Annotated in this window: 26 protein-coding genes; 13 read left to right on the forward strand and 13 right to left on the reverse strand. The window is 61.8% G+C overall.

Annotated features, from left to right (window positions below; genetic code table 11):
* Nucleotides 1–133 precede the first annotated feature (133 nt).
* Complete coding sequence (locus tag L6D64_RS00855; protein WP_236192289.1) at nucleotides 134–2,077, forward strand: LTA synthase family protein; 1,944 nt, start codon at nucleotides 134–136, stop codon at nucleotides 2,075–2,077.
* 4 nt (nucleotides 2,078–2,081) lie between these two features.
* On the opposite strand, the gene L6D64_RS00860 is transcribed toward L6D64_RS00855, so the two are convergent.
* Nucleotides 2,082–2,996 (reverse strand): DUF808 domain-containing protein, encoded by a 915-nt coding sequence (locus L6D64_RS00860; protein WP_236192292.1) that lies wholly within the window; start codon nucleotides 2,994–2,996, stop codon nucleotides 2,082–2,084.
* 130 nt (nucleotides 2,997–3,126) lie between these two features.
* On the opposite strand from L6D64_RS00860, the gene L6D64_RS00865 reads away from it, so the two are divergent.
* Nucleotides 3,127–3,738, forward strand: a complete 612-nt coding sequence (locus tag L6D64_RS00865) for a TetR/AcrR family transcriptional regulator (RefSeq protein ID WP_054884140.1) — start codon at nucleotides 3,127–3,129, stop codon at nucleotides 3,736–3,738.
* A 220-nt stretch (nucleotides 3,739–3,958) separates the two neighbouring features.
* On the opposite strand, the gene L6D64_RS00870 is transcribed toward L6D64_RS00865, so the two are convergent.
* Nucleotides 3,959–4,399, reverse strand: a complete 441-nt coding sequence (locus L6D64_RS00870; RefSeq protein WP_054884141.1) for a GlcG/HbpS family heme-binding protein — start codon at nucleotides 4,397–4,399, stop codon at nucleotides 3,959–3,961.
* 257 nt (nucleotides 4,400–4,656) lie between these two features.
* Between L6D64_RS00870 and gcl the strand changes: the two genes are divergently transcribed.
* From gcl to L6D64_RS00900, 6 genes are all read left to right on the forward strand, one after another.
* Nucleotides 4,657–6,432 carry a glyoxylate carboligase gene (gcl, locus tag L6D64_RS00875; RefSeq protein ID WP_236192293.1) on the forward strand — a complete coding sequence of 592 codons (1,776 nt, stop codon included), beginning with the start codon at nucleotides 4,657–4,659 and terminating at the stop codon, nucleotides 6,430–6,432.
* 54 nt (nucleotides 6,433–6,486) lie between these two features.
* A complete protein-coding gene (gene hyi / locus L6D64_RS00880) occupies nucleotides 6,487–7,269 on the forward strand; it encodes a hydroxypyruvate isomerase (RefSeq protein WP_186603290.1) in 783 nt (260 codons plus the stop codon).
* Between the two features lie 97 nt (nucleotides 7,270–7,366).
* Entirely contained in the window at nucleotides 7,367–8,260 is an 894-nt protein-coding gene (locus tag L6D64_RS00885) for a 2-hydroxy-3-oxopropionate reductase (protein ID WP_176510460.1), read from the forward strand.
* A 238-nt stretch (nucleotides 8,261–8,498) separates the two neighbouring features.
* Entirely contained in the window at nucleotides 8,499–9,773 is a 1,275-nt protein-coding gene (locus L6D64_RS00890; RefSeq protein ID WP_176506566.1) for a glycerate kinase type-2 family protein, read from the forward strand.
* Nucleotides 9,770–11,185, forward strand: coding sequence for a pyruvate kinase (gene pyk / locus L6D64_RS00895; protein WP_176506567.1), 1,416 nt, complete (start codon nucleotides 9,770–9,772; stop codon nucleotides 11,183–11,185). Before L6D64_RS00890 ends, pyk begins: the two co-directional genes overlap by 4 nt.
* 126 nt (nucleotides 11,186–11,311) lie before the next feature.
* Entirely contained in the window at nucleotides 11,312–12,187 is an 876-nt protein-coding gene (locus L6D64_RS00900) for an urea transporter (protein ID WP_176506568.1), read from the forward strand.
* Nucleotides 12,188–12,191: 4 nt separating this feature from the next.
* Here the strand turns inward: L6D64_RS00900 and L6D64_RS28385 are convergent, their stop codons facing one another.
* A complete protein-coding gene (locus L6D64_RS28385) occupies nucleotides 12,192–12,920 on the reverse strand; it encodes an RHS repeat-associated core domain-containing protein (protein WP_371870291.1) in 729 nt (242 codons plus the stop codon).
* A gap of 145 nt (nucleotides 12,921–13,065) precedes the next feature.
* Here L6D64_RS28385 and L6D64_RS00910 point away from each other — a divergent pair, with 145 nt between their 5' ends.
* A complete protein-coding gene (locus tag L6D64_RS00910; protein WP_176506569.1) occupies nucleotides 13,066–13,905 on the forward strand; it encodes an ion transporter in 840 nt (279 codons plus the stop codon).
* On the opposite strand, the gene L6D64_RS00915 is transcribed toward L6D64_RS00910, so the two are convergent.
* Nucleotides 13,886–14,617 (reverse strand): RHS repeat-associated core domain-containing protein, encoded by a 732-nt coding sequence (locus tag L6D64_RS00915; protein WP_176506570.1) that lies wholly within the window; start codon nucleotides 14,615–14,617, stop codon nucleotides 13,886–13,888. The genes L6D64_RS00910 and L6D64_RS00915 overlap by 20 nt on opposite strands.
* A 186-nt stretch (nucleotides 14,618–14,803) precedes the next feature.
* Here L6D64_RS00915 and L6D64_RS00920 point away from each other — a divergent pair, with 186 nt between their 5' ends.
* Nucleotides 14,804–15,805, forward strand: a complete 1,002-nt coding sequence (locus L6D64_RS00920) for a sulfate ABC transporter substrate-binding protein (RefSeq protein ID WP_176506571.1) — start codon at nucleotides 14,804–14,806, stop codon at nucleotides 15,803–15,805.
* A gap of 73 nt (nucleotides 15,806–15,878) precedes the next feature.
* On the opposite strand, the gene L6D64_RS00925 is transcribed toward L6D64_RS00920, so the two are convergent.
* Both L6D64_RS00925 and L6D64_RS00930 read right to left on the reverse strand, forming a co-directional pair.
* Complete coding sequence (locus tag L6D64_RS00925; RefSeq protein WP_176506572.1) at nucleotides 15,879–16,805, reverse strand: class I SAM-dependent methyltransferase; 927 nt, start codon at nucleotides 16,803–16,805, stop codon at nucleotides 15,879–15,881.
* 33 nt (nucleotides 16,806–16,838) lie between these two features.
* Nucleotides 16,839–17,735, reverse strand: a complete 897-nt coding sequence (locus L6D64_RS00930; RefSeq protein WP_176506573.1) for a DMT family transporter — start codon at nucleotides 17,733–17,735, stop codon at nucleotides 16,839–16,841.
* Between the two features lie 135 nt (nucleotides 17,736–17,870).
* Here L6D64_RS00930 and L6D64_RS00935 point away from each other — a divergent pair, with 135 nt between their 5' ends.
* From L6D64_RS00935 to L6D64_RS00945, 3 genes are all read left to right on the forward strand, one after another.
* Entirely contained in the window at nucleotides 17,871–18,308 is a 438-nt protein-coding gene (locus L6D64_RS00935; RefSeq protein ID WP_054884153.1) for an Lrp/AsnC family transcriptional regulator, read from the forward strand.
* 457 nt (nucleotides 18,309–18,765) lie between these two features.
* The gene (locus L6D64_RS00940; RefSeq protein ID WP_176506574.1) at nucleotides 18,766–20,298 is read left to right on the forward strand and encodes an NCS1 family nucleobase:cation symporter-1; all 1,533 of its coding nucleotides are present in this window, start codon (nucleotides 18,766–18,768) and stop codon (nucleotides 20,296–20,298) included.
* Between the two features lie 16 nt (nucleotides 20,299–20,314).
* Nucleotides 20,315–21,043, forward strand: coding sequence for an aspartate/glutamate racemase family protein (locus L6D64_RS00945; protein WP_176506575.1), 729 nt, complete (start codon nucleotides 20,315–20,317; stop codon nucleotides 21,041–21,043).
* Nucleotides 21,044–21,143: 100 nt separating this feature from the next.
* On the opposite strand, the gene L6D64_RS00950 is transcribed toward L6D64_RS00945, so the two are convergent.
* The 7 genes from L6D64_RS00950 to L6D64_RS00980 all read right to left on the reverse strand — a co-directional run bounded on the left by L6D64_RS00950 (nucleotide 21,144) and on the right by L6D64_RS00980 (nucleotide 25,736).
* Nucleotides 21,144–22,337: a D-amino acid dehydrogenase gene (locus L6D64_RS00950; protein ID WP_176506576.1), complete on the reverse strand. Its 1,194-nt coding sequence runs from the start codon at nucleotides 22,335–22,337 to the stop codon at nucleotides 21,144–21,146.
* Nucleotides 22,338–22,381: 44 nt separating this feature from the next.
* Nucleotides 22,382–23,044: a histidine phosphatase family protein gene (locus L6D64_RS00955; protein WP_099814188.1), complete on the reverse strand. Its 663-nt coding sequence runs from the start codon at nucleotides 23,042–23,044 to the stop codon at nucleotides 22,382–22,384.
* A gap of 198 nt (nucleotides 23,045–23,242) precedes the next feature.
* Nucleotides 23,243–23,728 carry a hypothetical protein gene (locus L6D64_RS00960; RefSeq protein ID WP_176506577.1) on the reverse strand — a complete coding sequence of 162 codons (486 nt, stop codon included), beginning with the start codon at nucleotides 23,726–23,728 and terminating at the stop codon, nucleotides 23,243–23,245.
* An 8-nt stretch (nucleotides 23,729–23,736) separates the two neighbouring features.
* The gene (locus tag L6D64_RS00965; protein WP_176506578.1) at nucleotides 23,737–23,925 is read right to left on the reverse strand and encodes a hypothetical protein; all 189 of its coding nucleotides are present in this window, start codon (nucleotides 23,923–23,925) and stop codon (nucleotides 23,737–23,739) included.
* A gap of 117 nt (nucleotides 23,926–24,042) precedes the next feature.
* A complete protein-coding gene (locus tag L6D64_RS00970) occupies nucleotides 24,043–24,381 on the reverse strand; it encodes an FKBP-type peptidyl-prolyl cis-trans isomerase (protein WP_176506579.1) in 339 nt (112 codons plus the stop codon).
* 80 nt (nucleotides 24,382–24,461) lie between these two features.
* Entirely contained in the window at nucleotides 24,462–24,869 is a 408-nt protein-coding gene (locus tag L6D64_RS00975; protein WP_176506580.1) for a GFA family protein, read from the reverse strand.
* A gap of 78 nt (nucleotides 24,870–24,947) precedes the next feature.
* On the reverse strand, nucleotides 24,948–25,736 hold the full coding sequence (locus tag L6D64_RS00980) for a PhzF family phenazine biosynthesis protein (protein WP_176506581.1): 789 nt from the start codon (nucleotides 25,734–25,736) through the stop codon (nucleotides 24,948–24,950).
* Nucleotides 25,737–25,769 lie beyond the last annotated feature (33 nt).

The raw sequence follows: 25,769 nt of genomic DNA on the forward strand, positions 1-25,769 counted from the left end.
AACTCTGAAATCGCAAGTTACGACTATAAAGCCATCGCTTTCGCCTGCACGAAGAATTTTTGACAATATTTTTGCAATTTTTCCACTAGACTAGTTGACCTCGCACCCCCAAGAAAGAAAACAGGTTAACTAGATGCGTACTCCCCTACCTGCGCCCTGGCGCTATCTGCTGTTGCTTTGCTCAACCTGGTTCGGCATCTTCCTGCTGACACGCTTGTTATTGCTGTTCACTCATATGAATGAGTTCAGCGGCAACTATTTTTCGATCTTCTTTGACGGGGCGATCTACGACCTGAGCTTCCTCATCTACACGGCCTTGCCGCTGGGCCTGTACCTGGCGCTGTGCCCAAACAGATTGTGGCGCTCGCGTGCCCACCATTGGCTGCTTCGCGGCTTGCTGGCGGTCAGCCTGTTCGTGATGCTGTTCGTTGCCGTGGCCGAGTGGCTGTTCTGGGACGAATTCGGCGTACGCTTCAACTTCATCGCTGTCGACTACCTGGTCTATTCCAAGGAAGTGCTGGACAACATCCGCGAATCCTACCCACTGCCCGCATTGCTCAGCGGCATCGCGGTGGCTGCGGTCCTGCTTGCCCTGGTGTTGCGCAAGCCATTGGCCCAGGCCCTCGCCGGACCCGCCGCCACCTCGCGCCAGCGCGTGTCCGGGCTGGCTGTGCTGGCCGTACTGGTCGGCCTGAACATCGTGGTGATCGACCAGCAGTTCCCACGCGGCCAGGGCGGCAATGCCTATCAGCGCGAGCTGGCCAGCAACGGCCCGTACCAGTTCTTCGCCGCCTTCCGTAACAACGAACTGGACTACAGCCAGTTCTACGCCAGCCTCGGCGCCGGTGAAGTCGGCGCGCAGATGCACCAGGAGCTGGCCGAACCCCATGCACAGTTCCAGGGCCAGGAACCCCAGGACATCCGCCGCCACATCAATGCCAACGGTGAACAGCGCACGCCCAACATCATCCTGGTGACCATCGAAAGCTTCAGCGCCAAGTACATGGGCAGCAACGGTGATGCGCGCAACCTCACGCCGAACCTCGATGCCCTGCGCCGCGAGAGCCTGTACTTCAACAATTTCTATGCAACTGGCACCCGTACCGACCGCGGCCTGGAAGCCATCACCCTGTCGATCCCGCCTACCCCGGGCCGCTCGATCGTCAAGCGCATCGGCCGCGAAAGCGGCTACGCCAGTCTTGGCCAGCAACTGACCGCCAAAGGCTATGACGCAGTATTCGTCTACGGCGGGCGCGGCTACTTCGACAACATGAATGCGTTTTTCAGCGGCAACGGCTACCGCATCGTCGACCAGAGCAGCGTCGATGAAAGCGAAATCAGTTTCAAGAATGCCTGGGGCATGGCCGACGAGGACCTGTACCGGCAGACCCTCAAGCTGGCCGATGCCGATTACGCCCGGCAGAAGCCGTTCTTCCTGCAGCTGATGACCACTTCGAACCACCGCCCCTACACCTACCCGGACGGCCGCATCGACATTCCGTCAGGCGACGGCCGCGAAGGCGCGGTGAAGTACACCGACCATGCCATCGCTCAGTTCCTCAAGGAAGCCAAGGGCAAGCCATGGTTCGACAACACATTGTTCGTGTTTGTCGCCGACCACACGGCCGGCAGTGCCGGGGTCGAGGACCTGCCGGTGAACAACTACCAGATCCCGCTGTGGATCTATGCGCCAAAAATGATCGAGCCCCGCGAAGACAGCAAGCTGGCCAGCCAGATCGACCTGGCCCCGACCCTGCTGGGCCTGCTCAACTTCGACTACACCTCGACCTTCTTCGGCCGCGACCTGCTCAAGCAAGATGACCTGCCACCACGGGTGCTGATCGGCAACTACCAGCACCTGGGGCTATTCGACGGCAACGACCTGGCCATTCTCAGCCCGCGTGGCGGCATGCGTGTGCATGAAGACGCGCTTGGCAAGAGCCGGGAAACCATGGTTGCCAGCGACAACCCTCTGATCCGCCGGGCAATCGCCTATTACCAGAGTGCGGCCTACGGCTTCAGCCAGGGCCTGCTGACCTGGAAACCCGAAGAGCAAGGCATCGCTGCCGGCAAGTGAGCCCTCATGTGGCGGGCCGCAGCGCCCGCCACAGTTTACCCGCAACAGCCACCACCGCCAGCACCACACCCCCGGCCAGCACACCGGCCAGGCCGTTGAGCAAACCGCTGGTCAGCGACCCACCGCGCCCCTCGCTGAAGGCCTCGATCGCATGGTGCAGGGGCACCACGCCGTGTACCAGAATCCCGCCGCCGACCAGGAACATCGCCGCAGTACCGATCACCGAGAGGCTCTTCATCATGTAGGGCGCGGCTCGCAGGATGCCATTGCCGATCGAACGAGACAGCGCTGAAGACTTCTGGGTCATCCACAGCCCCAGGTCGTCCAGCTTGACGATCCCCCCCACCAGGCCATACACACCGATGGTCATGACCACCGCGATGCCCGACAGCACGATGATTTGCTGCGTCAGCGGCGTGTCAGCGACGATACCCAGGGTAATGGCGATGATTTCGGCGGAGAGGATGAAGTCGGTACGCACCGCGCCCTTGACCTTGGCTTTCTCGAACGCTACGAGGTCGACAGCGGCATCGGCCACAGCCTCCTTGCGTGCCTCGTGATGCAGCGCGTCCTCTTCCTTGCTGTGCAGAAACTTGTGCGCCAGCTTCTCGAAGCCTTCGAAGCACAGGTAGGCGCCGCCAAGCATCAGCAGTGGCGTCACCGCCCAAGGGATGAACGCGCTGATCAACAGCGCCGCCGGCACCAGAATCGCCTTGTTCACCAACGAGCCCTTGGCCACCGCCCAAACCACCGGAAGCTCGCGATCGGCGCGCACACCGGTGACCTGCTGGGCATTGAGGGCCAGGTCGTCGCCCAGCACGCCTGCGGTCTTCTTCGCCGCAACCTTGGTCATCACCGACACATCGTCGAGCACCGTGGCGATATCGTCGATCAGTACCAGTAAACTGCTTCCTGCCATTTTTTTGCATCCGAATGAGTCGATTTGCCGGATTCTAGCCCAAAGCCCCTGCCTTGAGCGCCCGTCGGGCGCGGTGCTACCATGCCCGATCCCTCTTAGAGGTGGCCAGACACGAGGAAGATCCCTGACCATGAGCACCATTCGCGAGCGCAACAAGGAACTGATCCTGCGCGCAGCCAGTGAAGAATTCGCCGACAAGGGCTTCGCCGCCACCAAGACCAGTGACATCGCCGCCAAGGCCGGCCTGCCCAAGCCGAACGTGTATTACTACTTCAAATCCAAGGACAATCTCTACCGCGAGGTCCTGGAGAGCATCATCGCGCCGATCATGCAGGCATCGACGCCGTTCAATGCCGACGGTGATCCGAAAGAAGTATTGAGTGCGTACATCCGCTCGAAGATCCGCATTTCGCGTGACCTGCCCCATGCCTCGAAGGTGTTCGCCAGCGAAATCATGCATGGCGCACCGCACCTGTCGCCAAGCCAGGTGGAACAGTTGAACGAGCAAGCCCGGCACAACATCGAGTGCATCCAGCGCTGGATCGACCGCGGGCAGATCGCCCATGTCGATGCCCACCACCTGATGTTCAGCATCTGGGCCGCGACCCAGACCTATGCCGATTTCGATTGGCAGATTTCGGCGGTGACCGGCAAGGCCAGGCTGGCCGACAGCGATTACGATGCTGCGGCCGATACCATCATTCGCATGGTGCTCAAGGGCTGTGAGCCTGAGGCAGCCTGAAAGACGGCGCTGGATTCATCGCGGATAAATCCGCTCCTACAAGAATCACCACAGCCTGTAGGTGCAGATTTATCCGCAATATGCCCGAACAGGCCTGTAGGAGCGGATTCATCCGCGATACGCCGGAACAGGCCTGTAGGAGCGGATTCATCCGCGATACGCCCGAGCAGGCCTGTAGGAGCGGATTTATCCGCGATACGCCGGAACAGGCAGCAGAGAATTAAGCCGCTACCCCCGCATCCGCCTTCAGCCCCACCTCTTCGATCGCACTGATCGCGCATTGCTCGTCGATATCCGATGTATCGCCGCTGATCCCCACAGCGCCCAGCACCTTGCCATCCTGATCACGAATCAGCACGCCACCCGGCGCCGGCACCACCGGCCGCTCGCCCAAGCCGTTCAACGCGGCGAAAAACGCCGGCCGTTGCTGCGCATCCAGCGCCAGCAGGCGCGAGCCCTTGCCCAGGGCAATCGCACCCCAGGCCTTGCCGGTGGCCACTTCCGGGCGAATCAAGCTGGCGCCGTCCTCGCGCTGCAAGGCCAGCAGGTGCCCGCCGGCATCCAGCACGGCCACGGTCAGGGGTGCGGCATTGATCGCGCGGCCCGCCGCCAACGCGGCGTTCACCAGGCTGACAGCGACTTTCAGGTTCAAAGCGTTCATGGAAAGGTCCTCTTCTTGTTGTGAGAAGCCCTGAGGGCAGGTGAAAAATCGATGAGCCAATAGAACACAACTGGATTATTTTTTGTATACAATAAATTGAAACGATCGTATGCGAGACCGCAAACCATCGTTTTCACGGGCGCTCGAACGAAAGGAATCGTGTCCGACGAAAACCCGTTGACCTGAGCGGTCAGCCATGAATACACTCTGGCACAAAGCAAGTTGTATACAATTACAAAATCAATGAGGCACAAACCATGAGCAAAATGAGAGCAATCGATGCAGCCGTTCTGGTCATGCGCCGTGAAGGTGTAGATACCGCGTTCGGCATCCCGGGGGCTGCCATCAACCCGCTGTATTCGGCCCTGAAGAAAGTCGGTGGCATCGATCACGTCCTCGCTCGTCACGTCGAAGGCGCCTCGCACATGGCCGAGGGCTACACCCGGGCCAACCCAGGCAACATCGGCGTGTGCATCGGTACCTCCGGCCCAGCCGGCACCGACATGGTCACCGGCCTGTACAGCGCCTCGGCCGACTCCATCCCGATCCTTTGCATCACTGGCCAGGCACCCCGTGCCCGCCTGCACAAGGAAGACTTCCAGGCGGTCGATATCACCAATATCGTCAAGCCAGTCACCAAATGGGCCATCACCGTTCTGGAGCCGGGCCAAGTGCCCTACGCCTTCCAGAAGGCCTTCTATGAAATGCGCACCGGCCGCCCAGGCCCGGTGCTGATCGACCTGCCGTTCGACGTGCAGATGGCCGAAATCGAATTCGACATCGACGCCTATGAGCCACTGGCAATCAACAAGCCGTCCGCCACCCGTGTACAGGCCGAAAAAGCCCTGGCCCTGCTCAATGACGCCGAGCGCCCGCTGCTGGTAGCCGGTGGTGGCATCATCAATGCCGACGCCAGCGACAAGCTGGTCGAGTTCGCCGAACTGACCGGCGTACCGGTAATCCCGACCCTGATGGGCTGGGGCACCATCCCGGACGACCACGCACAGATGGTCGGCATGGTCGGCCTGCAGACCTCGCACCGCTACGGCAACGCTACCCTGCTGAAATCCGACCTGGTGTTCGGTATCGGTAACCGCTGGGCCAACCGCCACACCGGTTCCGTCGACGTCTACACCGAAGGCCGCAAGTTCGTGCACGTGGACATCGAACCGACCCAGATTGGCCGCGTGTTCACGCCGGACCTGGGTATCGTTTCCGACGCTGGCAAGGCCCTGGACGTGTTCCTCGAAGTGGCCCGCGAATGGAAAGCCGCTGGCAAGCTGAAGTGCCGCAAGGCCTGGCTGGAAGACTGCCAGCAGCGCAAGGCGAGCCTGCAGCGCAAGACCCACTTCGACAACGTGCCGGTCAAGCCGCAGCGCGTGTACGAAGAGATGAACCAGGTGTTCGGCAAGGACACCTGCTACGTCAGCACCATCGGCCTGTCGCAGATCGCCGGTGCGCAGTTCCTGCACGTGTACAAGCCACGCCACTGGATCAACTGCGGCCAAGCCGGCCCGCTGGGCTGGACCATCCCTGCCGCGCTGGGCGTGGTCAAAGCCGATCCTAAGCGCAAGGTGGTCGCGCTCTCGGGTGACTATGACTTCCAGTTCATGATCGAAGAACTGGCCGTCGGTGCGCAATTCAACCTGCCGTACGTTCACGTGCTGGTGAACAACGCCTACCTGGGCCTGATCCGTCAGGCACAGCGTGGCTTCGACATGGATTACTGTGTACAACTGGCGTTCGAGAACATCAACTCGACCGACGCTGCCACCTACGGTGTCGACCACGTCGCCGTGGTCGAAGGCCTGGGCTGCAAGGCCATCCGTGTGTTCGAGCCGGCTGAGATCGCCCCAGCCCTGCTCAAGGCACAGAAGATGGCCGAAGAGTTCCGCGTACCGGTCGTGGTCGAAGTGATCCTCGAACGTGTGACCAACATTTCCATGGGCACCGAGATCAATGCGGTCAACGAGTTCGAAGACCTGGCCCTGGTCGGTAACGACGCGCCAACCGCCATCTCGCTGCTGGACTGATCGCCTGACGCCCCCAGGCTTGCCCCGGGGGCCTTCATCGCAAGGAGACAACCCATGCCTCGCTTCGCTGCCAACCTGTCCATGCTGTTCACCGAACAGGACTTCCTGGCCCGCTTCAAGGCTGCCGCCGACGCTGGTTTCAGCGGTGTCGAATACCTCTTCCCATACGATTTCAGTGCTGCCGAAATCAAGCAGCAACTGGACGCCAATGGCCTGACTCAGGTGCTGTTCAACCTGCCGGCCGGCGATTGGTCGAAAGGTGAGCGTGGTATCACCTGCCACCCAGACCGCGTCGAAGAGTTCCGCGCCGGCGTAGACAAGGCCATCGAATACGCCAAGGTCCTGGGCAACACCCAGGTCAACGCCCTGGCCGGCATTCGTCCACAAGGCCTGCAGTGCGCCGACGTGCGCAAGACCTTCGTGGAAAACCTGCGCTACGCCGCCGACAAGCTGAAAGCTGCGGGTATCCGCCTGGTCATGGAAATGATCAACACCCGCGACATCCCTGGCTTCTACCTGAACACCACGAAACAGGCGCTGGAAATCCAGGCCGAAGTCGGCAGCGACAACCTGTTCCTGCAATACGACATCTACCACATGCAGATCATGGAAGGTGACCTGGCTCGCACCATGGAAGCCAACCTGAAACTGATCAACCACATCCAGCTGGCCGATAACCCGGGCCGCAACGAACCCGGCACCGGCGAGATCAACTACCGCTTCCTCTTCGAGCACCTGGACCGCATCGGCTACCAAGGCTGGGTGGGCGCGGAATACAAGCCGCTGACCACCACCGAAGCGGGCCTGGGCTGGCTGAAAACGCACAACGCGATCTGAGCGCCAAGCGACAGCCTCTGTGAGACACCCGCTCCCACAAAGGGCCTGCACCGCTTGCTCAATCGAGATTCAACAAATACAAAAGAGGTAATTTCTCATGGCTAAAATCGGTTTCCTCGGCACTGGCATCATGGGCAAGCCCATGGCGCAGAACCTGCAGAAAGCAGGCCACAGCATCTTCGTTTCCACCCACCACGACGCGGCACCGGCCGACCTGATCGCCGCTGGCGCCGTGGCCCTGGCCAACCCGAAGGAAGTGGCCCAGGAAGCCGAGTTCATCATCATCATGGTGCCGGATACCCCACAGGTCGAAAGCGTCCTGTTCGGTGAAAACGGCGTCGCCGAAGGCGTGGGCCCGAACAAGGTAGTGATCGACATGAGTTCGATCTCCCCTACCGCCACCAAAGCCTTCGCCGAGAAGATCAAAGCCACTGGCGCTGCCTACCTGGACGCCCCGGTGTCCGGCGGCGAAGTCGGGGCCAAGGCCGCGACCCTGAGCATCATGGTCGGCGGCTGCCCGAAAGCCTTCGAGCGCACCCTGCCGCTGTTCGAAGCCATGGGCAAGAACATCACCCGCGTCGGTGGCAACGGTGACGGCCAGACCGCCAAGGTTGCCAACCAGATCATCGTCGCCCTGAACATCCAGGCCGTTGCCGAAGCCCTGTTGTTCGCCGCCAAGAACGGCGCCGACCCAGCCAAGGTGCGTGAAGCCCTGATGGGCGGCTTCGCGTCGTCGAAGATCCTCGAAGTGCACGCCGAGCGCATGATCAAAGGCACCTTCGACCCAGGCTTCCGCATCAACCTGCACCAGAAGGACCTCAACCTGGCCCTGCAAGGCGCCAAGGAACTGGGCATCAACCTGCCCAACACCTCCAATGCCCAGCAAGTGTTCAACACCTGCCAGGCCCTGGGTGGCGGCAACTGGGACCACTCGGCGCTGATCAAAGGCCTGGAGCACATGGCCAACTTCTCGATCCGCGACGACAAATAATCGTCAAGCCTTACTGGCCACTTCGCGGGTAAACCCGCTCCTACAGGTGCTCTACAGGCCTGAGGGCTGCGGTCATTCTGTGGGAGCGGGTTCACCCGCGAAGCAGCCAGCACTGATGAACCTGCGACCACAGGCCCATCAGTGGTACCGAGCAACACCCGCCCCTGGTTCGGCCTGCACGGAGGCAGTTCCAGGGGCGTTTTTGATTCTGCAGAACAACAATAAATGGGAGCCTGCCATGTCGGTCGATCCGCAAAAACTTCTCCGCGACCTGTTCGACACAGCCATCGCCGCCGCCCACCCACGCCAGGTGCTCGAACCCTACCTGCCCGCCGACCGTAGCGGCCGGGTCATCGTCATCGGCGCCGGCAAGGCCGCAGCCGCCATGGCCGAAGTGGTCGAAAAAAGCTGGCAGGGCGACGTCTCCGGGCTGGTCGTGACCCGCTACGGTCACGGCGCCAACTGCCAGAAGATCGAGGTGGTCGAAGCCGCTCACCCGGTCCCCGACGCCGCCGGCCTGGCCGTGGCCAAGCGCGTGCTGGAGCTGGTCAGCAACCTTAATGAAGAAGACCGCGTCATCTTCCTGCTGTCCGGCGGTGGGTCCGCCCTGCTGGCACTGCCAGCCGCAGGCCTGACCCTGGCTGACAAGCAACAGATCAACAAGGCGCTGCTCAAATCCGGCGCCACCATCGGCGAGATGAACTGCGTGCGCAAGCACCTCTCGGCGATCAAGGGCGGCCGCCTGGCCAAGGCCTGCTGGCCTGCCACCGTCTACACCTATGCCATTTCCGATGTGCCTGGTGATTTGGCCACCGTCATCGCGTCCGGCCCGACCGTGGCCGACCCGAGCACCTCGGCCGATGCCCTGGCAATCCTCAAGCGCTACGACATCGAAGCGCCGAAAGCCGTCATCGACTGGCTCAACAACCCCGCTTCGGAAACCGTCAAGGCCGATGACCCGGCTTTGGCCCGCAGCCACTTCCAGCTGATCGCCAAACCGCAGCAATCGCTCGAAGCCGCGGCGGTCAAAGCCCGCCAGGCCGGCTTCAGCCCGCTGATCCTCGGTGACCTGGAAGGTGAATCGCGCGAAGTGGCCAAGGTGCACGCCGGCATTGCCCGGCAGATCGTGCTGCACGGCCAGCCGCTGAAGGCGCCCTGCGTGATCCTCTCGGGCGGTGAAACCACCGTCACCGTGCGCGGCAATGGCCGTGGCGGGCGTAATGCCGAGTTCCTGCTCAGCCTCACCGAAAGCCTCAAAGGCCTGCCCGGCGTGTATGCCCTGGCCGGTGATACCGACGGCATCGACGGTTCAGAGGAAAATGCCGGCGCCTACATGACCCCGAGCAGCTACGCACGCGCCGAAGCCCTGGGCCTGTCGGCCAGCGATGAGCTGGACAACAACAACGGCTATGGCTACTTCGCCGCGCTCGATGCCCTGATCGTCACAGAGCCGACCCGTACCAACGTCAACGACTTCCGCGCCATCCTGATCCTCGAGACTGCCCAACCATGACGCCTGATAAAAAAGTAAAGATCCTCGCCACCCTCGGCCCTGCGATCAAAGGCATCGACGACATCCGCCAGCTGGTCGAAGCCGGTGTGAACATCTTCCGCCTCAACTTCAGCCACGGCGAACACGCCGACCACGCCCTGCGCTACCAGTGGATCCGCGAAGTCGAGCAGCAGCTGAACTACCCGCTGGGCATCCTCATGGACCTGCAAGGGCCGAAGCTGCGCGTCGGCCGCTTCGCCGAGGGCAAGGTCCAGTTGCAACGCGGCCAGGCCCTGCGCCTGGACCTGGACAAGGCCCCGGGTGACAGCCGCCGGGTCAACCTGCCCCACCCGGAAATCATCGCGGCGCTGGAGCCGGGCATGGACCTGCTGCTCGACGACGGCAAGCTGCGCCTGCGGGTAACCGCCAAGCACGCAGACGCCATCGATACCGAAGTGCTCAACGGTGGCGAGCTGTCCGACCGCAAGGGCGTCAACGTGCCGCAAGCGGTGCTCGACCTCTCCCCGCTCACCGAGAAAGACCGCCGCGACCTGGCCTTCGGCCTGGAGCTGGGTGTGGACTGGGTGGCCCTGTCGTTCGTGCAGCGCCCGGAAGACATCGTCGAAGCGCGCCAGCTGATCGGTGACCGCGCCTACCTGATGGCCAAGATCGAGAAGCCATCGGCCGTCGAACAACTGCAAGCCATCGCGGAACTGGCCGATGCGATCATGGTGGCCCGTGGCGACCTGGGCGTGGAAGTGCCGGCCGAAAGCGTGCCGCAGATCCAGAAGCGCATCATCGGCACCTGCCGCCAGCTGGGCAAACCGGTGGTGGTGGCCACCCAGATGCTCGAATCCATGCGCTTCTCGCCAGCGCCGACCCGTGCCGAAGTCACCGACGTGGCCAACGCGGTGGCCGAAGGCGCCGATGCGGTGATGTTGTCGGCGGAGACCGCCTCCGGTGACTACCCGCTGGAAGCCGTGCAGATGATGAGCAAGATCATCCGCCAGGTGGAGAACGGCCCGGACTACCAGGCCCAGCTCGACGTCGGCCGGCCAAAGGCCGAGGCCACTGTGTCGGACGCCATCAGCTGCGCGATCCGCCGTATCAGCGGCATCCTGCCGGTGGCGGTGCTGGTCAACTACAGCGAGTCAGGCGCATCGACCCTGCGTGCCGCGCGTGAGCGGCCACGGGCGCCGATCCTCAACCTGACACCGAACCTGGCCACTGCCCGCCGCCTGAGCGTGGCATGGGGCGTGCACTCGGTGGTCAACGACCGCCTGCGCCAGGTCGACGAGGTGGTGTCCACCGCCCTGGAGATCGCCCAGGCGCAAGGCATGGCCAGCCGGGGCGACACGCTGCTGATCACCGCCGGTGTGCCTTTCGGCAAGCCGGGCTCGACTAACACGCTGCGGATCGAGAACTTGATCTAAGCCACCACCCCTTTCCTGTTGGAGCGGGCATGCCCGCTCCAACAGGGTCGGTGGTGTGACACATCACTGCGGAAAATCGAGGCCCAAAGAGGCCCACCGCTCCCCCATCAACCTTGCTGACTGCCCATGTACACCAAGAATTTCGTCAACCCGTGCCCCGACTGGGCCACGGCGCTGCTCAACGGCTTCAGCCAGGTGCTGCTGCTGCGCAACCCCCTGTGCGGCCTGTGCTGCCTGCTGGCCATCCTGCTGACCGCCCCCGACCTGGTCGGCGGCGCCCTGCTCGGCGCCCTCGCCGGCCTGCTCACTGCCCAACGCCGCGGCTACGACCGCGCCGACCGCCAGGCCGGGCTGTATTGCTACAACGGCGTGCTGATCGGCATCCTGATCAGCGCCGTGCTGCCCTGGTCGGCGATCCTGCCGCCGCTGATCATCGCCGCCGGCGGCCTGTCGAGCATCATCACCCACCAATGGCGCAAGCGCGGCGGCAAGCTGTTGGTTGCCTATACCGCGCCGTTCGTGCTGCTCGGCTGGGCTGTCCTGCTATTCGCAAGCCCCGCGCCCAGCGGTTTCGTCGAGGCAGAACCGGCGTATGCCCTGGCGCGTGGCGTGGGGCAGATCTTTTTGCTCGACCAGCCGCTGGCCGGGTTGCTGATCATTATCGGGATGTTCATTGCCAACCCCTATGCCGCAATGTGGGCCGTGCTCGGCTCGGCCATTGGCGGCGGTGTGGCACTGCTCGCCGACCAGGCGCAAGCTGCTTGGCTGGGTTTGTTCGGCTTCAATGCCGCGTTGGCAGCGCTGGCGTTCAGCAGGCAAGGTGAAAAACCTTGGGTGACGTTGCTGGCAATCGCACTGGCCCTGCTACTGCAACCGCTGTTCAAGCTAATGCCGGTGGCCGGCCTGACCGCGCCCTTCGTCGCTACCTGCTGGCTGATGCACTTGGGCAGTCACCTACTACAACGAGCCCATAAACACGGCGCAGCAGATCTACGAGGATAAGCCTTTACCTGTTCTGTCGAGTACCCGAAATCGCGTCAGAGAGATTCAGATAGCCACCTGTACCGCCTCTCGTGCTGCTGGAACTTGCCGAAGGATCAACTGATGATGGCATTGGCAAAATGGCGTGGGTATCAGGTATCAGATCGACCTCGGTGAACCCTCTCAACTGCAACAATGGATAGGTTGCTCCTGGCGGGGCTGGCACATAAATGTGTCCTTTTACGAAGTGGTGCCCCGAGATCTCACCAAATGGAGCTTCGGAAACAACTGTTGCCTTGAACCGCCCGGCATCAAAAGAAAATACAAAAGTCGTTGCCTGCTGTTCGTGTACTCTGACCACTTCGATGGACTTTTTACTCATACGAGGGTCGGTCAGCATCTTCAAGTGAGGCTTGAGGTCTTTTTTGGGTAATCCATAGGTCTTGAGCAGCTTGGTCAGGCCGGTCTTGCCCCCTGCCCGCCCAGTCGGATCAATCTTGTTTACCGGATCGCCGTTACAGTATGCATAGGCGTTGCAGCCGCCTTCAGCAAAGGGGCTGAAGCTGTCAGGGCTTAAAAAGCGCATCAAAACTGGGCTATAAAGCCGATAGCCATTCCCCAGCAGATACCCTTGCACGCCTCTCTCCAGGAACTGGCCGTTGAACCACAATAAACCGCTCTTCCTCTGCTCCACATAGCCATAAACTGAGTAGGCAAGTGTTCTTTGCCCCCCATGCGGCATGACGTCATTCATCTTCTTTTCCACGTGATGGTTTTCATGCATCTTGAGGAGGTATTGCCCAATACGGTACTGGCATTTTTATCAGGCTGAACTCAAGCCTTCCTGTCGCCACTCCTGACGATCTAGTCTTGCCATCCAAGCTTTCGGAACAACGCCCATGAGTACTCGACAATCCCTGCGCGAACGCCTCTACATCATGGTCTTCCAGACCGACACCGTAGCCGGCCGGCGCTTCGACAAGATCCTGCTGCTGATCATCCTGGCCAGCCTGGTCACGGTCATCCTCGACAGCATCGACGAGGTCCACCAGGGCTACGCCGGCCTGCTGGCCGCCATCGAGTGGGGCTTCACCGCGATCTTCCTGGCCGAATACCTCACCCGCCTGTACTGCTCGCCCAAGCCGTTGCGCTATGCGTTCAGCTTCTACGGCCTGGTCGACCTGCTGGCGATCGTGCCGGGGATCATCGCCCTGTACTACAGCGACGCCCAGTACCTGCTGATGATCCGGGTGATCCGGATGCTGCGGATCTTCCGCGTGCTCAAGCTCAGCCCCTACCTCAAGCAGGCGCATTACCTGCTGGACGCATTGCGCGGCAGCAAGCAGAAGATCATCGTGTTCCTGGTCAGCGTGTCGACCCTGGTCACCGTGTTCGGTACCTTGATGTACGTCATAGAAGGCCCCGAGCATGGCTTTACCAGCATCCCGAAAGGCATCTACTGGGCGATCGTCACGCTGACCACGGTGGGCTTCGGCGACATCGTGCCGAAGACGCCGCTGGGCCAGGTGCTGTCGTCGCTGGTGATGATCACCGGTTATTCGATCATTGCCGTACCGACCGGGATCTTTACTGCAGAATTGGCCAATGCCATGCGCGGCGAGCAGCTGCAACATGCCTGTCCGACCTGCCACAAGAAGACGCATGAACCTGGCGCAGCGTTTTGCTCGAGGTGTGGAAATGCGCTATTTCGAAAGCACTCTAGCGGATCCCCCCAATAGGCCGATGTTGCAAAAGCGCCTGCCGCAGAAGCGCCGCCTGGTTGGCAGCCTCGGTGGCCTGACGTGCAGTAATTGCGGCGACTTGAGGCTGGTAATAGTTTCTATTGGACTCCAGAATCAAATCGTTCATCTGCGGCCTCGTGATCCCTAAGCGGTTCGCCGCACCTGGATGAATATCTTCCTCCAATCCAAAACTCACTTTCAGCGCGAATACCATCTTGTCCTGAGTATCGGGCTCATTGAGGAGCTTGTGCCAGAATCGGTCTTGAGACTTCTCCAGCAGCGGCGATACCACTCCTTTCAAACGTTTCGAACTTTGCGAAAAAGCTGCAAGATCTCGCCCCGGAAGTTGCTTAGCCACATGCTCAAGTAGCTCATTCGGCAACCGCTGGATCCTTGATCTGCGGAATGCATCCATGGCGCGCGTCCAGAGCGCTGAGGCGCGCCCCGACGGGTCGTGCCGGTTGATCGGGTCTCCCAGGCAATAACAGTACGCATTGACACCGCCCTTTCCAAAAGGGCTTGAACTGTCCGCAGAGATGAAACGTGACAATCGAGGTTGATAAAAACGGTACCCATTTCCAAGCGCATAAGCCCTGATGCAGGTCTCAACCCAACCTCCATTGAAACCTAGAAATAGCGTTTCAGCATGGGACGAAAAACCGTAAGGTGAATAGACCGTAACATGATGACCCAGGCCGAGATTTTCCATTTGAGCAGCTCTTGAAAGACGGTGTGCATGAGTCTGCCTCCATTTTCCAGATGCGAAACCTGGCAATTTTGATAGGCTCGCCAATCTCGACCTCTCGGCATAACCAAAGTCTTTTTTGTTCTTTATTCCCTACAAACCCACCCGCTATAGTCGCAGGCAAACTGCCAACAATCACAAGGACGCAACGTGAAAAAACTCTTCACCGCCTCGCTGCTCGCCGCCGGCCTGACGCTCGGCAACCTGGCCCAGGCTGCCCCGACCCTGCTGAACGTTTCCTACGACGTGATGCGCGATTTCTACAAGGACTACAACCCGGCATTCCAGAAGCACTGGGACGCCGAGCACAAAGAGAAGGTCAATGTGCAGATGTCCTTCGGCGGCTCGAGCAAGCAGGCGCGTGCGGTGATCGATGGCCTGCCGGCCGATGTCATCACCATGAACATGGCCACCGACATCAACGCCCTGGCCGACAACGGCAAGCTGGTGCCAGACAACTGGGTGACCCGCCTGCCGAACAACAGCGCGCCGTTCACCTCGGCCACCGTGTTCATCGTGCGCAAGGGCAACCCCAAGGCCCTGAAGGACTGGCCCGACCTGCTCAAGGACGGCGTGCAGGTGATCGTGCCCAACCCCAAGACCTCGGGTAACGGCCGCTACACCTACCTGTCGGCCTGGGGCTATGTGCTCAAGCAAGGTGGCGATGAAACCAAGGCCCGCGAATTCGTCGGCAAACTGTTCAAGCAGGCGCCAGTGCTCGACACCGGTGGCCGTGCCGCCACCACCACCTTCATGACCAACCAGATCGGCGACGTGCTGGTGACCTTCGAGAACGAAGCCGAGATGATCGCCCGCGAGTTCGGCCGCGACCAGTTCGAAGTGGTCTACCCGAGCGTGTCGGCCGAGGCTGAACCGCCGGTGAGCGTGGTCGACAAGGTGGTGGCCAAGAAAGGTACCCAGGCCGTGGCCGAGGAATACCTGAAATACCTGTGGTCGCCGGCGGCCCAGGAAATCGCCGCGCAGAACTACCTGCGCCCGCGTGATGCGACAGTGCTGGCCAAGTACACTGACCGCTTCCCGAAAGTTGACTTCCTGTCGGTGGAGAAAACCTTTGGTGACTGGCGCACCGTGCAGAAGACCCACTTCAACGATGGTGGGGTGTTTGACCAGATCTACACCAATCAACAGTAATTGATGTAGGCAGGACCGGCCTCTCGCGGATAAATCCGCTCCTACAGCCGCGCAGAGGCCGGCACAGGTGACATCACAGCTGGCGGAACACCAGGGCCTTCAGCCCGCCCGCCGGGTCCACATCAGGAAACTCCGGTGGATTCTCCAGCCGCTCGACAAACGCCAGCTCAGGCGCCTGCTCCGCCATCCCCTCGATCAGAAACTCCGGCCCGATCCCCGGGTCGTTGACGCACGCCAAAACCGTCCCGCCGTCACTGAGCAACTCCGGCAAGCGCCGCAGGATCCTGGCGTAGTCCTGGGTCAGTACGAAGCTGCCGCGCTGGAAGGTCGGCGGGTCGATGATGATCAGGTCATACGGCCCGTACTTGCGCACCTTGCCCCAGGACTTGAACAGCTCATGCCCCAGGTAGGCGACCCGCGAGGCATCGTGCCCGTTCAGCCGGTGGTTATCGCGCCCGCGCGACAGCGCCGACTTGGCCATGTCCAGATTCACCACCTGCTCGGCACCGCCAGCAATCGCCGCGACCGAGAAGCCGCAGGTGTAGGCGAACAGGTTCAATACCCGCTTGCCCGTCGCCTGCTCGCGCACCCAGCGCCGGCCGTAGCGCATGTCGAGGAACAAGCCGTTGTTCTGGCGTACACCCAGGTCGAGCAGATAAGTCAGGCCGTCCTCGACCACCTCGCGCTGCTGGCAGGGCTCGCCCAGCAGCCACTGGCCCGGGCTGTCAGGCAGGTAACGGTGCTGGATGAGGATCGCCTGGCCAGTCCATTGTGGGCGTTCGGCCAGGTTGCGCAGCATGGCTTGCAGTTCGGCCAGTTGGCCCTCTGGCGGTTCGCGGAACAGCGCCACCGACAGCACACCCTGCAGCCAGTCCACCGTGACCTGCTCCAGGCCCTCCCAGCAGCGGCCGCGGCCGTGGAACAAGCGGCGGGTTTCGGCAGGAGCAGGGTCAAGGGCAGCGAGCAGGTGCTGTTCGAGGGTGTGCATCGGCGAGGTCATGGCGGGTCGCAAGCAAGTGAAAAGGCCGCCATTCTACCCCTTGGCCGGTACTTGTGCAGATCGGAACCACCAGCCTTGCTGCATGCCTGCTGCCGCCAGCAGGATCAACACTACCCCCAGCCACTGCAACGGCGCCAGGCGGTGCCCGAAGGCCACCCAGTCGACCAGGATCGCGGCAATCGGGTAGATGAACGACAACGCACCGGTCAACGCCGTGGGCAGGCGCTGGATGGCGCTGTACAGCAGCACATACATCAACCCGGTGTGGACCATGCCCAGGGTCACCAGGCTGGCCAGCGCCGACGGCTCGCCGGGCAGCCCGCCCAGCTTCACCCAGGGCGCCAGCAGCACTACCCCGGTGGCGACCTGGACCAGTGCGATCAGGTGGGGTGGCGTGCCTTTCAGGCGTTTGATGATCAACGCCGCAATCGCATAGAGAAACGCTGCGCCCAGCGCCAGGGCGATGCCTTGCAGGTAGTCCTCGCCACTGGCCTGCCCCGCGCCATGGGCGCTGACGATGGCCAGCATGCCGAGGAACGCCACACTGAGCCAGGTGACCTTGGCCAGGGTGATCTTCTCGCCCAGAAACAGCGCCGCCAGCCCCACCAGCATGAACGGCTGAACGTTGTACACCGCTGTGCCGATGGCGATCGATGCCTTCGAATACGAGGCGAACAGCAATACCCAGTTGCCGACGATGGCCACGCCACTGGCAATGGCCAGCAGCAATGCGCTACGGGTTATCACGCCTGGCTTGAGAAAACCGAACGCCGCGCAGATCGCCAGCAGCGTGCCGGTACCGAACACGCAGCGCCAGAACACCACTTCCAGCACCGGCTGCCCCGAGACCAGCACGAACCAGCCAATGGTCCCGGAAATCAGCATGGCCGCGATCATTTCCAGCGAGCCCCGGCGTAGTGAACTGTCCATCTCACACCTCCTTTTTGGATGATGGTCATAGTATGCGGAGGGTCGCCGCAAGCCTTCCAGCGGATATCGAAGGCATATCAGCCAGTTCGCCTTTACTATCAAGGCAACATTCCCGATTTGCCTGACGAGGTACGCATGACCGACGCTATCGACCAGCTGCTGATCAATGCCTTGATGGAAGACTCCCGCCGCTCGCTCAAGGCGTTGGCGCAGATCAGCGGCCTTTCAGCCCCCAGCGTCAGCGAGCGCCTGCGCCGCCTGGAGGAACGCGGTGTGTTGCGCGGCTACACGGTGGAGATCGATCCGCGCAGCTTCGGCTACCAGCTGCAGGCGATCGTACGCATTCGCCCGCTGCCGGGGCAATTGCAGGAAGTGGAGCGACAGATCATCGCCATCCCTGAGTTCACCGAATGCGACAAGGTCACGGGCGAGGACTGTTTCATCGCGCGGCTGCATGTGCGCTCGATGGAGCAACTCGACACCTTGCTCGACCGGATCAATGTGCTGGCCGAAACCAACACCGCAATCATCAAGAAAAGTCCGGTGAAGCGGCGGTTGCCGCCGATGGACTGAATGTATCCACTCACATGGCTAATTGGCTATTTTTTGTACACAAGAATGTCACCATAGGTGCCATTTTTGTGTGCACTTTTCCGGGTAACGCCCCAATACGTTACACATCCCGCGCCACTAATTCTGACCATATGATCAACTAATAATCCAACTAAAAAATTAAACCTGTTCAATTGGTCAACTTATATTCCCTTCATTTCATAAACTTAATTTTCAACTGCTTAGATTCAAATTAGTGGCACTCTGAATTTCGTTTTTCTCTGGCATGGAACTCGCTTTTGTGTGTTCGTGTTTTGTATACAAATTATACGAAACATAAATACACAAGAACTCGCGACGCCGGCCCAACGCCGCCCGCCGCGCCCAGAACCCAGTGATGCCAAGCTGCACCGACGAGATGGCGAGCCCGTGCGCATGCCCGCTCATCGCAGTCCACGTGCATCAGGAGCCTGCCGGAATGAGTACCAGCCTCGACCTTGCCCCTGAACTATCCGTCGCCAGCACCACCCCGTCTTCCACCCTTGCAGGCGATATGCCGCCACTGGGCCTCAGCCCACGCCTGCATAACCGCGACCTCGCGCCCACCCGTATCGAAGGCCGCCGCTGGGGCCGCTACAGCATCTTTGCGCTGTGGACCAACGATGTGCACAACATCGCCAACTACTCCTTCGCCATGGGCTTGTTCGCCCTTGGCCTGGGTGGCTGGCAGATCCTGCTGTCGCTGGCGATCGGCGCGGCACTGGTGTACTTCTTCATGAACCTGTCCGGCTACATGGGGCAGAAGACCGGCGTGCCATTCCCGGTCATCAGCCGCATCGCCTTCGGCATCCATGGCGCACAGATTCCGGCGTTGATCCGCGCGGTGATCGCCATCGCCTGGTTCGGTATCCAGACCTACCTGGCATCGGTGGTACTGCGCGTGCTGCTCACCGCCGTGTGGCCGCAAGTGGCCGGCTACGACCACGACAGCATCCTCGGCCTGTCGAGCCTGGGCTGGGTGTGTTTCGTGGCGATCTGGCTGGTGCAGTTGGTGATCCTCGCCTACGGCATGGAGATGGTGCGCCGTTACGAGGCCTTCGCCGGCCCGGTGATCCTGCTGACCGTGGCCAGCCTGGCAGTGTTCATGTTCGTCCAGGCCGACGCACGCATCGCCTGGTCGGTAGCCGAACCGTTATCCGGCTATGAGATGTGGCGCAACATCTTCGCCGGTGGCGCCCTGTGGCTGGCGATCTACGGCACCCTGGTGCTGAATTTCTGTGATTTCGCCCGCTCCTCGCCATGCCGCAAGACCATCCGCGTCGGCAACTTCTGGGGCCTGCCGGTGAACATCCTGGTGTTCGCCATGATCACCGTGGTGCTGTGCGGTGCGCAGTTCCAGATCAACGGCCAGATCATCGACAGCCCGACCCAGATCGTCGCCAGCATCCCCAGCACGCCATTCCTGGTGCTTGGCTGCCTGGCGTTTCTGATCGTCACCGTGGCGGTGAACATCATGGCCAATTTCGTCGCGCCCGCCTTCGTGCTCAGCAACCTGGCGCCACGCCACCTCAACTTCCGCCGCGCCGGCCTGATCAGCGCGACCCTGGCGGTGCTGATCCTGCCGTGGAACCTCTACAACAGCCCGCTGGTGATCGTGTACTTCCTGTCTGGCCTGGGCGCCCTGCTCGGCCCGCTGTACGGGGTGATCATGGCCGACTACTGGTTGCTGCGCAAAGGCCGCATCAACGTGCCGGAGCTGTACACCGAGCACCCGGCCGGCGCCTACCACTACAGCAAAGGCATCAACCTGCGTGCCGTGGCCGCCTTCGTACCGGCAGCACTGCTGGCCATCATCCTGGCCTTGGTGCCGAACTTCCACGGCATTGCGCCGTTTTCCTGGCTGATCGGCGCCGGCATCGCGGCCGCGGTATACCTGCTGATCGCCCCGCGTAACCGCCAATACCACGATATCAGCGGCGAGTGCATCGCCGTCGACCACAGCAGCCATTGATCAAGGAGGATTGCCCATGCGTATTCTGATTGCCAACGTCAATACCACCGAAGCCATCACCGAAGCCATTGCCGAACAGGCGCGCAGCGTCGCCGCGCCGGGCACGCAAATCATCGGCTTGACCCCTTGGTTCGGCGCCGAGTCGGTGGAGGGCAATTTCGAGAGCTACCTGGCCGCCATCGCCGTGATGGACCGCGTGCTGGCCTATGACGGCCCGTACGATGCGGTGATCCAGGCCGGCTACGGCGAACATGGCCGCGAAGGCCTGCAGGAACTGCTCGACGTGCCGGTGATCGATATCACCGATGCCGCCGCCAGTACCGCCCTGTACCTGGGCCACGCCTATTCGGTAGTGACCACCCTGGACCGCACCGTGCCGCTGATCGAAGACCGCCTGAAGCTGTCCGGGCTGTATGACCGTTGTGCCTCCGTGCGCGCCAGTGGCCTGGCCGTGCTGGAGCTCGAAGCAGACCCGCAACGTGCCGTGGCGGCGATCGTCGAGCAGGCCGAGCGTGCCGTGCGTGACGACAAGGCCGAGGTGATCTGCCTGGGCTGTGGCGGCATGGCCGGGCTGGATGAACAGATCCGCCAGCGCACCGGGGTGCCGGTGGTCGATGGGGTGAGCGCGGCGGTGACCATTGCCGAGTCGCTGGTGCGGATGGGGCTCAGCACCTCCAAGGTGCGAACCTATGCAACTCCGCGGACGAAGAAAGTGGTGGGCTGGCCGATGAAATTCGGGCGCTAGTGCTGTGTTGACTGTGCCGGCCTCTTCGCGAGTAAACCCGCTCCTACAGTGGTACACGATACCTGTAGGAGCGGGTTTACCCGCGAAAGGGCCGGCCCCGTCAACACAGCATCCGAGCCAGTCGCTCCCCGCTGCCACACGCCAAGGTAAACCCCAAGGCCCCATGCCCGAGGTTCAACCACAGGTTGCGATAAGCTGAAGCCCCGATGATGGGCACCCCGGTCGGTGTCGCAGGCCGCATTCCCGCCCACTCCACCGCCTTGGTATAGTCCGCTGCCTGTGGCAAGGTCTCCAGCGCCTGCCGCCGCATGCTGTCGAGCCGGCGCGCATCCACTGTTTCGTCATAGCCAACGATATCCACCATCGCCGCTACCCGCAGCCGCTGGTCAAGCCGTGCATAGACGATCTTGCGCTCGTAGTCCGTGATGCTGATCTCCGGCGCCCGGTGCGCCGTGGCGATCGGTGCCGTCAGGCTGTAGCCCTTGAGCGGGTAGACCGGCAGCCGCAACCCCGGTAGTGCCAACCCGGCGCTTCGATGGCCGGCGCACAGTACCAGGCGCTCGACGTCCACCTGCTCACGCCCCAGTTGCACTGCCATCACCTGGTCATCACGGCTGATCAGGCGCGTGACCGGGCTGCCGAGCAGGAACCGGCACTGCCCGGATGCGCGCAGACGCTCTGCCAGCCGCTCGCAGAAGCGATGGCAGTCGGCGACTTCTTCATCCGCAGTCAGCACGCCGCCAACAAAGGGCGCGTCGGCCAACGCCGGCTCCAACGCCCTGACTTCGCTGGCACCGAGCACCCGTTGACGATCGGGGTCGAGCAGATGCGCCCGGCCATGGGCGAACGCCCGCTCACTGCGAAATGCCACCAGCTTGCCGTTCTGCCGCCAGGCGAAGTCACTCAGCCCGTCGTCTTCACGCCAGCGTTCCAGGGTGGCCTGGCTGTGCAAGGCCAAGTCCAGCAGCTGCGCCGCGTTACGCCGATTGACACTGCTGCGGCAAGCCATCACGAACTGCAGCAACCAGCGCCATTGGGCAGGGTCCAGGCGCAAGCGCAGGCGCAGCGGCGAGTCGCCGCGCAAGAGCCAGCCAAGTGCCTGCCACGGCACACCGGCATCGGCCAACGGCGCTACATACCGATAGGAAAGCTGCCCGCCATTGGCGAAGCTGGTCGCCGAGGCCAACTGGTCTCGCGCCTCGACCAGCACCACCGACATGCCTTCGCGCACCAGCGCATAAGCCGTCGCCAGGCCTACCACGCCACCGCCAATCACCGTCACCCGCTGGGTCATTGTTCATCCCTGTCTGACTGCCCTGCCACGACAGTAACAGCGGATCAGGTCGGGCAGCTATGGGCACCGCCATCCAGGCCCTGACGAACGTTACGGCTGAGCAGGCTGGCTTTGCCGTCATGCCAGGTCAGGGTCAGGACGTAGAGGGTGTCGAAATCGTCGCCATTCCAGTCTTCGGTGATCACCCGCTCATCGCCCAACGCCTTGCCGGCCACGGTGTTGATCAATTCCGGCAGATAGCCATGGGACCAGGCGGTATAAACCGTGGCATTGCGGTACTTGTCGCTGAGCAGTTCATCGGCAAGTTCGTCGGTGTCGTTGGCAGCGAAGTCGATGTTGACTGGCAAACCCAGGCGGATGGCGCTCGGGGTGATGGTCATCAGCGGGCGAATGTAGCTGTAGCTCTGGTCCTGGCTGCCTTCCTCGACATGCCGCGAGGGGTTGGCCGCAAACACGTAATCCGCCTTGCCGAAACGCTCTGGCAACAAGGTGGCCAGGTCCAGCGCGCGGTTGAGCCCCTGGCAGTTCAATTGCCCCAGGCCTTCACCAGGCTTCTCGGCATGGCGCAGGAATACCAGCGTCTGGGTGCCATCGACCGGTTGCGCGCGGCTTTCGACCACTTCCAGTGCCAGCGGCACAGCCGCAGCGACGAGGGCCAGGCTGAGCATCAGGCGGCGGCGACGTCGGATGAAAGATGGCAACTTCATGTAGGAGGCTCTTGTAGCAAAAGGTATCTGGGTACCCGCCACATTGCCCAGCGGCCCATGCCGCAGGGCATCCGTGTTGGTGATTGCCATCCCTGGCAACGAGCAGGACTCAGAGTGTCCTCAACCCGTTTGGTTCCTCCCTGAGTGTGGATGCCGTTCCCTAGGCAAGGAATACGCTAGAGCAGGCGTGTTGCGGAATTATGTCGAGTGCGAATCGGTGATGACCACATCGAAGACCTGCTCGATCACTTGTTTCGGCCCTTGGTTCAGACTCCAGGTAAAAAACACGAGAAACCCGAGCAAGAAGACGAAGAGTACAGAGCCGACGAGACTCTGAGCGACGCCCAACCAAAATCCAGGCCTGGCATTTTTGATTTCATTGCTGGCCTTTTCGGAGTAGTAGCGATCGAGTTCAGCAGCCTGGGTGGCAATCGATGCGTCCAGGAACCCCTGAACAAGCTGGCTCGCCTGATTGCGATAGCTTTCCAGCTGTGTAGGGCTGTTACTGACATCGTGAAACGGCGCCAGGTCTGTGTCTTTGGGTTCTCTGTCATGCTTGACCTTGAACGACTGGATAAACTCGATTTTCTGCCGCTTGTACAGCGAGTAGGCAATGATCCCGAGCGTATCCTGGTCATTCTCCACAAGGACCGAGTAGATGTGGTTGTAGCAGCCATCGGCCATGAAGGCTGCTAGTCCTTGCGTAAACGCATGTATGCGCTTTCAAATGCAGCATTCAGCTCTGAACGGGTTTTCCGGGTACTGGTTACGACGCCTGCAAGCTCCCTTGGCAAGGGGATTTCCAATCGTCCACCCGAAGCCACCAGCAGAGCGTTCGCTTCGCGAATAACCTTTGAGGAAAAATGCGATTTCATGGGCATGCCACCCTCTTGACTCGTTGAGAGCTGCAAGGGTAGTCGTCAGCTGAAAACACCACAATCAGATGCAAGCCGACAAATTGTGTAGTCCTTTTCCGCCCGCTGTAGGACTCGGACGCCTCAGTCATCCCGCGTCAGCACTTCCAGCAACTCGATCTCGAAGGTGAGGTCCGAATTCGGCGGTATCGCCCCCACGCTGCGCTCGCCATAACCCAGGTGCGACGGCACCTGGAGCTTGCGCTTGCCACCCACGCGCATGCCCATCAGGCCCTGGTCCCAGCCTTTGATGACACGCCCGGTACCAATCACGCACTGGAAGGGTTTGCCGCGCGACCACGACGAGTCGAACTCGCTGCCGTCGGCCAGCCAGCCGGTGTACTGGGTAGTGATCAGGGCGCCTTTGACGGCGGCCTTGCCGTCGCCTTCGACGAGGTCGGTGATCTGCAGTTCGCTGCTCATGGGCATGCTCCAACGCTGAAATTCAAGGGCGCCCTTTTCTCAGGAATGCACCGGTTTGGCAAGCTCGCATGAGCAATGGCTCAGCCAAGCTGCTCGAACGCCTGCTCGCCGGTCAGCTCCTTGGTCTGGTTGGCGAAGCAATACCAGGCGGGCTTCTGCTCGACGAAGATCTGCAGGTCGAAATCCCAGGCCTCGTCGCCGTCCAGCAGGCCTACCGGGACCGCATAATGGTCCTTGTCCTTGAGGCGGTAATACAGGTGCGTGCCGCAACGGCTGCAAAATCCACGCTGGGCCCATTCGGACGAGTCGTAGACTGCCGGCGCCCGCCCCTCGAAGAACGGCGCCTGGCTGCAGTCCACGACCAGCAGCGGACCGCCGGTCCACTTGCGGCACATGCTGCAATGGCAGGCGCTGATATGGGTATTGTCGACTGTGGCGCGCAGGCGGGTCTCACCGCAGAGGCAGCTACCGCTTTTTTCCAGGGTCATGTTGGGGCTCCTTGCAGGTTGGGCCTGCAAGTATAGATCGGGCCCCATGCCACAGAGCGAGCAGCCCCACGCGTTCGATCAGATGAACACGCTGCCGCGCAGGTACAGCGCCGCACGCCCGCTGATGATCACCCGGCCATTGCCAGGCACCTCACAGTGCAGCTGCCCCTTGCGTGCCCCACCCTGTTCGCAGCTCAGCGACGTCTTGCCCAGCCGCTCGGCCCACACCGGCGCCAGCGAGGTGTGTGCCGAGCCGGTAACCGGGTCTTCATTGACGCCGACCCGCGGGCCGAACCAGCGGGTGACGAAGTCGAAACCACGGCCAGCGGCAGTGACCGCGATGCCACGCACGTCGAATGCCGACAAGGCAACGAAATCGGGCTTCAGCGGCGCGAGCAGCGTGGCGTCATCGACCACCACCACATAGTCGTCGGAGCGATACACCGCCTTGGCCGCACTCAGGCCAAGCGCCTCCAGCAACCCGGCTGGAACGTCCACGGCTTGCGGCTGCTTGGCCGGGAAGTCCATCGCCAGCAGCCCGTCGGCGCCGCGGCTGACCCGCAGCTCGCCACTGCGGGTGTTGAAGCGCAGCACTTCGGCTTGCTCACCCAGCTGCTCGAACAGTACGTAGGCTGCGGCCAGCGTGGCATGGCCGCACAGGTCGACTTCGACGGCAGGGGTGAACCAGCGCAGGTCGAAGGTGGCGCCATTGCGTACGAAGTAGGCTGTTTCAGACAAGTTGTTTTCTTCGGCGATGCGTTGCAGCACATCGTCCGGCAGCCAGCTTTGCAACGGGATCACCGCCGCCGGGTTGCCACCAAAAGGCTCGGCGGAGAAGGCATCGACCTGAAAAATATCGAGTTGCATCAAACACTCCTTGTGGTCCGGCCATGCCGGGGT

The sequence above is a fragment of the Pseudomonas urethralis genome (genome assembly GCF_021602465.1).
Taxonomy (GTDB): Bacteria; Pseudomonadota; Gammaproteobacteria; order Pseudomonadales; family Pseudomonadaceae; genus Aquipseudomonas; species Aquipseudomonas vlassakiae.

What these genes read in the sequence shown, in the direction of transcription:
- L6D64_RS00885 (WP_176510460.1), top strand. Translation starts at nt 7,367, where the DNA reads ATGGCTAAAATCGGTTTCCTCGGCACTGGCATCATGGGCAAGCCCATG.
- L6D64_RS00965 (WP_176506578.1), bottom strand. Translation starts at nt 23,925, where the DNA reads ATGCCCATGAAATCGCATTTTTCCTCAAAGGTTATTCGCGAAGCGAAC.
- L6D64_RS00970 (WP_176506579.1), bottom strand. Translation starts at nt 24,381, where the DNA reads ATGAGCAGCGAACTGCAGATCACCGACCTCGTCGAAGGCGACGGCAAG.
- L6D64_RS00855 (WP_236192289.1), top strand. Translation starts at nt 134, where the DNA reads ATGCGTACTCCCCTACCTGCGCCCTGGCGCTATCTGCTGTTGCTTTGC.
- L6D64_RS00865 (WP_054884140.1), top strand. Translation starts at nt 3,127, where the DNA reads ATGAGCACCATTCGCGAGCGCAACAAGGAACTGATCCTGCGCGCAGCC.
- L6D64_RS00910 (WP_176506569.1), top strand. Translation starts at nt 13,066, where the DNA reads ATGAGTACTCGACAATCCCTGCGCGAACGCCTCTACATCATGGTCTTC.
- L6D64_RS00925 (WP_176506572.1), bottom strand. Translation starts at nt 16,805, where the DNA reads ATGACCTCGCCGATGCACACCCTCGAACAGCACCTGCTCGCTGCCCTT.
- L6D64_RS28385 (WP_371870291.1), bottom strand. Translation starts at nt 12,920, where the DNA reads ATGAATGACGTCATGCCGCATGGGGGGCAAAGAACACTTGCCTACTCA.
- L6D64_RS00960 (WP_176506577.1), bottom strand. Translation starts at nt 23,728, where the DNA reads ATGGCCGATGGCTGCTACAACCACATCTACTCGGTCCTTGTGGAGAAT.
- L6D64_RS00915 (WP_176506570.1), bottom strand. Translation starts at nt 14,617, where the DNA reads ATGGAAAATCTCGGCCTGGGTCATCATGTTACGGTCTATTCACCTTAC.
- L6D64_RS00870 (WP_054884141.1), bottom strand. Translation starts at nt 4,399, where the DNA reads ATGAACGCTTTGAACCTGAAAGTCGCTGTCAGCCTGGTGAACGCCGCG.
- L6D64_RS00890 (WP_176506566.1), top strand. Translation starts at nt 8,499, where the DNA reads ATGTCGGTCGATCCGCAAAAACTTCTCCGCGACCTGTTCGACACAGCC.
- L6D64_RS00980 (WP_176506581.1), bottom strand. Translation starts at nt 25,736, where the DNA reads ATGCAACTCGATATTTTTCAGGTCGATGCCTTCTCCGCCGAGCCTTTT.
- L6D64_RS00945 (WP_176506575.1), top strand. Translation starts at nt 20,315, where the DNA reads ATGCGTATTCTGATTGCCAACGTCAATACCACCGAAGCCATCACCGAA.
- L6D64_RS00950 (WP_176506576.1), bottom strand. Translation starts at nt 22,337, where the DNA reads ATGACCCAGCGGGTGACGGTGATTGGCGGTGGCGTGGTAGGCCTGGCG.
- gcl (WP_236192293.1), top strand. Translation starts at nt 4,657, where the DNA reads ATGAGCAAAATGAGAGCAATCGATGCAGCCGTTCTGGTCATGCGCCGT.
- pyk (WP_176506567.1), top strand. Translation starts at nt 9,770, where the DNA reads ATGACGCCTGATAAAAAAGTAAAGATCCTCGCCACCCTCGGCCCTGCG.
- L6D64_RS00860 (WP_236192292.1), bottom strand. Translation starts at nt 2,996, where the DNA reads ATGGCAGGAAGCAGTTTACTGGTACTGATCGACGATATCGCCACGGTG.
- L6D64_RS00900 (WP_176506568.1), top strand. Translation starts at nt 11,312, where the DNA reads ATGTACACCAAGAATTTCGTCAACCCGTGCCCCGACTGGGCCACGGCG.
- hyi (WP_186603290.1), top strand. Translation starts at nt 6,487, where the DNA reads ATGCCTCGCTTCGCTGCCAACCTGTCCATGCTGTTCACCGAACAGGAC.
- L6D64_RS00975 (WP_176506580.1), bottom strand. Translation starts at nt 24,869, where the DNA reads ATGACCCTGGAAAAAAGCGGTAGCTGCCTCTGCGGTGAGACCCGCCTG.
- L6D64_RS00930 (WP_176506573.1), bottom strand. Translation starts at nt 17,735, where the DNA reads ATGGACAGTTCACTACGCCGGGGCTCGCTGGAAATGATCGCGGCCATG.
- L6D64_RS00955 (WP_099814188.1), bottom strand. Translation starts at nt 23,044, where the DNA reads ATGAAGTTGCCATCTTTCATCCGACGTCGCCGCCGCCTGATGCTCAGC.
- L6D64_RS00935 (WP_054884153.1), top strand. Translation starts at nt 17,871, where the DNA reads ATGACCGACGCTATCGACCAGCTGCTGATCAATGCCTTGATGGAAGAC.
- L6D64_RS00940 (WP_176506574.1), top strand. Translation starts at nt 18,766, where the DNA reads ATGAGTACCAGCCTCGACCTTGCCCCTGAACTATCCGTCGCCAGCACC.